Below are 5,016 nucleotides of genomic sequence, written 5' to 3' on the forward strand. Positions count from 1 at the left end.
CCCGAAGGGAACGGGGGACGCGGGTCCAGAGGCTGCGCAGGGTTCGCAGGGTGGCGGCGGCACGGTCGCACAGCCGCCCGGACCGGGCCCCGCGGAGCCTGTCGTGGCACGCCCTGTGCCCTTGCAGCAAGCCCCGTTGGGCAATCTTGTAACGAAGTAGTGCCGGTTGGTCCGGCCGCCTGGATTCGCCCCGTGGTGTGCCGGTTAAACTCCCTCCGCTGTAAGAAAGATCATGTTGACGGGGTGAATTACTTCCATGAGCGACGCCAGCACGAAGCAGTCGACGGCCGACGTCCAGGAGTCCACGGGCCACGGTAAGCACCGGGGTCCGGTCTCGGTCCAGGACAGCGACACGGCCCCGCGTGGCCGTCACCGCAAGTCGGTCGAGCAGACCGAGGCCGCGGCCTGAGGCGGACGACGACACACGGCCCCGCCCTTCTCGTGAGGGGGCGGGGCCGTTTCGCGTCTACTCCCGTTTGAGGCCGAGCACTTCGGCCGCCGCGAAGGTCTCCCCGGCCGGCCGCCGCGCGTAGTGCGGGGTGAGCAGCGCGTCCAGTTCGTCGTAGGTGAAGGTGTCCTGCTTGCTGTCGAACTTGGCCTGCACCCGCGGTCGTTCGACGACGACGACCATCCCTCCGTGTACGACGAGCAGCTGGCCGTTGACACGCTCGGCGGCGGGCGAGGCCAAGTAGCCGACGAGCGGGGCGACATGCTCGGGGGCGAGGGGGTCGAGTCCCGAGTCGGGCTGTTCGAGGCCGGCGAAGACGTCCTCGGTCATCCGGGTGCGGGCGCGGGGGCAGATGGCGTTCGTGGTGACGCCGTACTTGGCGAGGGCGAGGGCCGTCGAGGTGGTGAGTCCGACGATTCCGCCCTTGGCCGCCGCATAGTTGGGCTGTCCGGCGGACCCGGCGAGGAACGCCTCCGAGGAGGTGTTGACGATACGGCCGTACACCGGCCCGCCCGCCGCCTTGGACCGTTCGCGCCAGTGGGCCGCCGCGAACCGGGTGGTGTTGAAGTGGCCCTTGAGATGGACCCGGATCACCGCGTCCCACTCGCCCTCGGTCATGGAGAACACCATGCGGTCGCGCAGGATGCCCGCGTTGTTGACGAGGATGTCGAGCCTGCCGAACTCGGCGATCGCCAACTCCGTCAGTTCGCCGGCCTGTTGGTGGTCGGCCACGTCCCCGGTGTGGGCGACGGCCTGTCCGCCCGCGGCCCGGATCTCGTCGGCGACCTGTTCGGCGGGGCCCGCGGAGGCCTCGCCGGAGCCGTCCCGGCCCGGTTGTCCGTAGTCGTTGACGACGACGGCCGCGCCGAGCCGGGCCAGTTCCAGCGCCTCCGCGCGGCCGAGCCCCCGGCCGGCGCCGGTGACGATCGCCGCGAGCCCTTCGAGCGGCCGTGCCCCTGGCTGTGTCATACGGGGGCCTCAGATCTCGATGCAGGTACGGAGTGAGGTCCCCGTGCGCATCTGGTCGAGCGCCTCGTTGATCCCGCTCAGGGGCACCCGGTGGGTGATCAGGCCGTTCAGGTCGACGCGGCCGGCCCGCCACAGGGCGATGGTCCGCTCGTAGGAGCGCAGGACGTCCCCGCCGCCGTACAGGGACGGCAGGATGCGCTTCTCGTCGAAGAACAGCTCGAACATGTTGAGCTGGAGGTTGTCGTCCATGGCGCCCGCGCCGACGATCACGAGGGTGCCGCCGCGCCGGGTCGTCTCGTACGCGGTCCTGGCGGTCGCCGACCTGCCGACGACCTCGAAGACGTAGTCGAAGCCCTCGCCGGCGGTCACCTGCTGCTTGGCGTCGGCGAGTTCGTCCGGGGAGACGGCCCGGGTGGCGCCGAACCGAAGGGCGGCCTCACGGCGCGCGGCGACCGGGTCCACCGCGACGATCTCGGCGGCGCCCTTGAGACGGGCGCCCTGGACGGCGGAGATGCCGACCCCGCCGCAGCCGATGACGGCGACCGACGAACCGGCCTCCAGGTCAGCGGTGTTGAGGGCGGCCCCGAGTCCGGTGGTGACCCCGCAGCCGATCAGTGCCGCGATGTCGAAGGGCACGTCGTCGGGTATCGGCACCGCGCAGCCGGCGTCGACGACGACCTCCTCGGCGAAGGTGCCGGTGCCCGCGAAGCCGAACACATCGCCGCCGGGGCGACGGAAGTTGGGGGTGCCCGCGTTCATGAACCCGGCCAGGCACAGCTCGGTCTGACCGCGCTTGCAGGCGGGACAGGCGCCGCAGGCGGGAAGCCAGCACACGACGACCCGGTCGCCCGCCTTCAAGTGGCTGACGCCCTCCCCTACTTCGACGATCTCGCCCGCGCCCTCGTGGCCGGGCACGAAGGGCGCCGGCTGGGGGAGGACCCCGGACATCGCGGACAGGTCCGAGTGGCACAGTCCGGTGGCCCTGATCCGGATCCGCACCCTGCCGGGCCCGAAGCCCACCGCCTCGACGTCGTCGTGGACTTCGAGCTTTTCCTGGCCGATCTCGTGCAGTACGGCTGCGCGCATGGTGCGGCTCCCCTCGTACGGCGTGGTGGGTTCCAGTTCAGGAGTGTTCGACGACGGTGTCGGCGAGGACGGGCGCGTCGCCGCGCTCCACGGCACCGACGGCGACCCGGGTGGACCGCGGTGTGTGCCACATACGGATCCGCAGGGTCTCCCCCGGGTACACGACCCCGGCGAACCGGGTGACGTACGAGCGCACCCGGGTCACGTCCCCGCCGAGCAGTGTGTCGACGACCGCCTTGAGGGTCATGCCGTAGGTGCACAGCCCGTGCAGGATGGGCCGTTCGAACCCGGCGACCTTGGCGAACTCCGGGTCGGCGTGCAGCGGGTTCCAGTCGCCGGACAGGCGGTAGAGCAGGGCCTGGTCCTCGCGGATCGGGCGCTCCACGGTCCGGTCGGGCTCGCCGGCGGGGGGTTCGAGGCGGGCGGAGGGGCCCCGGTCGCCGCCCCAGCCGCCCTCCCCCCGTACGAAGATCTGGGCGTCGTTGGTCCACAACGGGCCCTCGGTGTCGGCGACTTCGGTCCGCAGGACCAGGACGGCCGCCTTGCCCTTGTCATAGATGGCGGCGATGCGGTGGGTCGCGGTCGCGGTGCCCTGCGCGGGGAGCGGGCGGTGGACGAGCAGCGACTGCCCGCCGTGCAGGACCTTGGCGAGATCGACCTCGATGCCGGGCATGGACAGACCGCTGATCACGCCCGGCGCTCCCGAGCCCGCCACGGTGGCGAAGCTCGGCAGGACGTGCAGCCGGGATTCGAGGGTGTAGCGCAGTTCGTCGGGGTCGGTGGCGGGGCTGTCCTTGTCGGGACGCGAGCCCGCCCCGATGCCCAGGTGGTAGAGCTGGACGTCCTTGGAGTTCCAGGAGATCTCGCCGGTCCGGGGTTCGGCGGCGAGGGCCTTGGCTGCGTCGATGGGCATACGGCTCCTGACAGGGGCTCGGTCAAGACCTCGGTACGGCCGTCCGCACCGTCGGCCGCACCGAGGTCGTCGCGGGGCCGATCTAGAACGCGTTCCAGTCCGGCGCCCTCTGTATAGCCGAGCCCGACGCAGTTGTGAAGGCTCCTGACGGTGTGTCAGGTAAGGCCGGTCCCCTCGCCCGGGTCCCGGCACCCGTGACATTTGTCCTGCCGGATTCCGTACACGCGCATCTGCCGGGCGGGCGGGCCGAATTCGTAACGTCGTGGTCGTGAGTCGCTTCGTACGCTGTCCTGTCGTCCCGTCGCCGCGCGGGAACCTCTGAGCGGAGGAACCGTCATGTCCTTGTCGCACAAGCTCTCGTGCCGCGTGGACGGGATCCGCGCGGAGTTCCGCGAGGCGCGGGAGCACCAGCGGTACTACCGGGAGAACAGGCAGCGCCTCAGGGCCGAGTACAGGGCCGCGCAGTGCGCCGGGGAGGTCCCCACCCGAGCGGGGCTGGGCAGTGGGTTCGGTCTGCTGCCGTGGCTGCTGCTGGGGATGGGCGCCTTCTCCAACCTCTTCCAGGGCGAGACCCCGAACCCCTGGGTCGGCGGCCTCGGCCTGCTCACCTTCAACTCGCTGTACATCTACGTCGCCTTCCGCGCCTTCCGCGAGGAGACCCGGAACGCGCTCTCCACGCGGGTGGCGCTGGTGCTCCTGGGCCTGGTGACCTGCGGTCTGGCGATGGGGTACGGCGGCAACTGGCTGCTGTTCTTCCCCCTGTTCGGGCTCGCCACGGGCGCGGTCGTGCGGCTGCCGCACCTGCGGTGGGTGGGAGCGGTCGTGACCGTGGTCGCCGGGGCGGCCTCCGTCCTGCGCGACGGCTGGGGCGGACTCGACACCGCGTACGCCACCTGGATCTCCACGATGGTGACGGCCGCGATCATGTCCCTTTCCGAGGCGGTAAGGCAGTTGCGGGAGGCCCGTGAGGAACTGGCCCGGCGCGCGGTCGAGGAGGAGCGGCTGCGGTTCTCCCGCGATCTGCACGATCTGCTCGGGCACACGCTGTCGGTGATCGTGGTGAAGTCGGAGGCTGCCCGGCGTCTGGCCCCGCGCGACCTGGACGCGGCGCTCCTCCAGGTACGCGACATCGAGTCGGTCGGCCGGCAGGCGCTCACCGAGATCCGCGAGGCGGTGACCGGTTACCGGGAGGGCAGCCTCGGCACGGACCTCGACGGGGCCGTCTCGGCGCTGCGCGCCGCGGGCATCGTCCCGGTCGTCCAGCGCTCCGGCCCACCGCTCACCGCCCGGACCGAGGTCCTGCTGGGCTGGGTGGTCCGCGAGGCGGTGACCAACGTGGTCCGGCACAGCGGGGCGCAGCGCTGCGAGATCTCCGTACGGGGCTCGGCGGAACGGGTACGGCTGCGCGTCCGGGACGACGGCCGGGGCACGACCGCGGAACCGCCCCTCCCCTGGAACGACGCCCCGGCCGACCCTGCGTCGGCGCAGAGCACCCCGCTCATCGGCGGCACCGGCCTGAAGGGCCTCACGGAACGCCTGGCAGCGGCGGGAGGATGCCTGGAAACCGGACCGGGCCCCCGGGGCGGCTTCACGGTATGCG

Annotated in this window: 5 protein-coding genes; 2 read left to right on the plus strand and 3 right to left on the minus strand. The window is 71.7% G+C overall.

The annotated features are described in order from the left end of the window. Positions 1–256 precede the first annotated feature (256 nt). Positions 257–409, plus strand: coding sequence for a hypothetical protein (locus EHS43_RS46830; protein WP_185806573.1), 153 nt, complete (start codon positions 257–259; stop codon positions 407–409). Positions 410–466: 57 nt separating this feature from the next. On the opposite strand, the gene EHS43_RS37100 is transcribed toward EHS43_RS46830, so the two are convergent. Genes EHS43_RS37100 through EHS43_RS37110 form a run of 3 tightly spaced genes read right to left on the minus strand, consistent with a single transcriptional unit; the run spans position 467 to position 3,416 of the window. Beyond that, positions 467–1,417 (minus strand): 3-oxoacyl-ACP reductase, encoded by a 951-nt coding sequence (locus EHS43_RS37100; RefSeq protein ID WP_125195023.1) that lies wholly within the window; start codon positions 1,415–1,417, stop codon positions 467–469. Between the two features lie 9 nt (positions 1,418–1,426). After that, positions 1,427–2,503 carry a Zn-dependent alcohol dehydrogenase gene (locus EHS43_RS37105; protein WP_125195024.1) on the minus strand — a complete coding sequence of 359 codons (1,077 nt, stop codon included), beginning with the start codon at positions 2,501–2,503 and terminating at the stop codon, positions 1,427–1,429. 37 nt (positions 2,504–2,540) lie between these two features. Further along, positions 2,541–3,416, minus strand: coding sequence for a MaoC/PaaZ C-terminal domain-containing protein (locus EHS43_RS37110; protein WP_125195025.1), 876 nt, complete (start codon positions 3,414–3,416; stop codon positions 2,541–2,543). Between the two features lie 336 nt (positions 3,417–3,752). Between EHS43_RS37110 and EHS43_RS37115 the strand changes: the two genes are divergently transcribed. Next, on the plus strand, positions 3,753–5,016 hold a 1,264-nt coding region (locus EHS43_RS37115; protein WP_148104187.1), incomplete at its 3' end, for a sensor histidine kinase.

The sequence above is a fragment of the Streptomyces sp. RP5T genome, from assembly GCF_003933965.1.
In the GTDB taxonomy this organism is placed as follows: Bacteria; Actinomycetota; Actinomycetes; order Streptomycetales; family Streptomycetaceae; genus Streptomyces.

Coding starts and splice junctions, on each gene's coding strand:
- EHS43_RS46830 (WP_185806573.1), top strand. CDS start 257: ATGAGCGACGCCAGCACGAAGCAGTCGACGGCCGACGTCCAGGAGTCC.
- EHS43_RS37100 (WP_125195023.1), bottom strand. CDS start 1,417: ATGACACAGCCAGGGGCACGGCCGCTCGAAGGGCTCGCGGCGATCGTC.
- EHS43_RS37105 (WP_125195024.1), bottom strand. CDS start 2,503: ATGCGCGCAGCCGTACTGCACGAGATCGGCCAGGAAAAGCTCGAAGTC.
- EHS43_RS37110 (WP_125195025.1), bottom strand. CDS start 3,416: ATGCCCATCGACGCAGCCAAGGCCCTCGCCGCCGAACCCCGGACCGGC.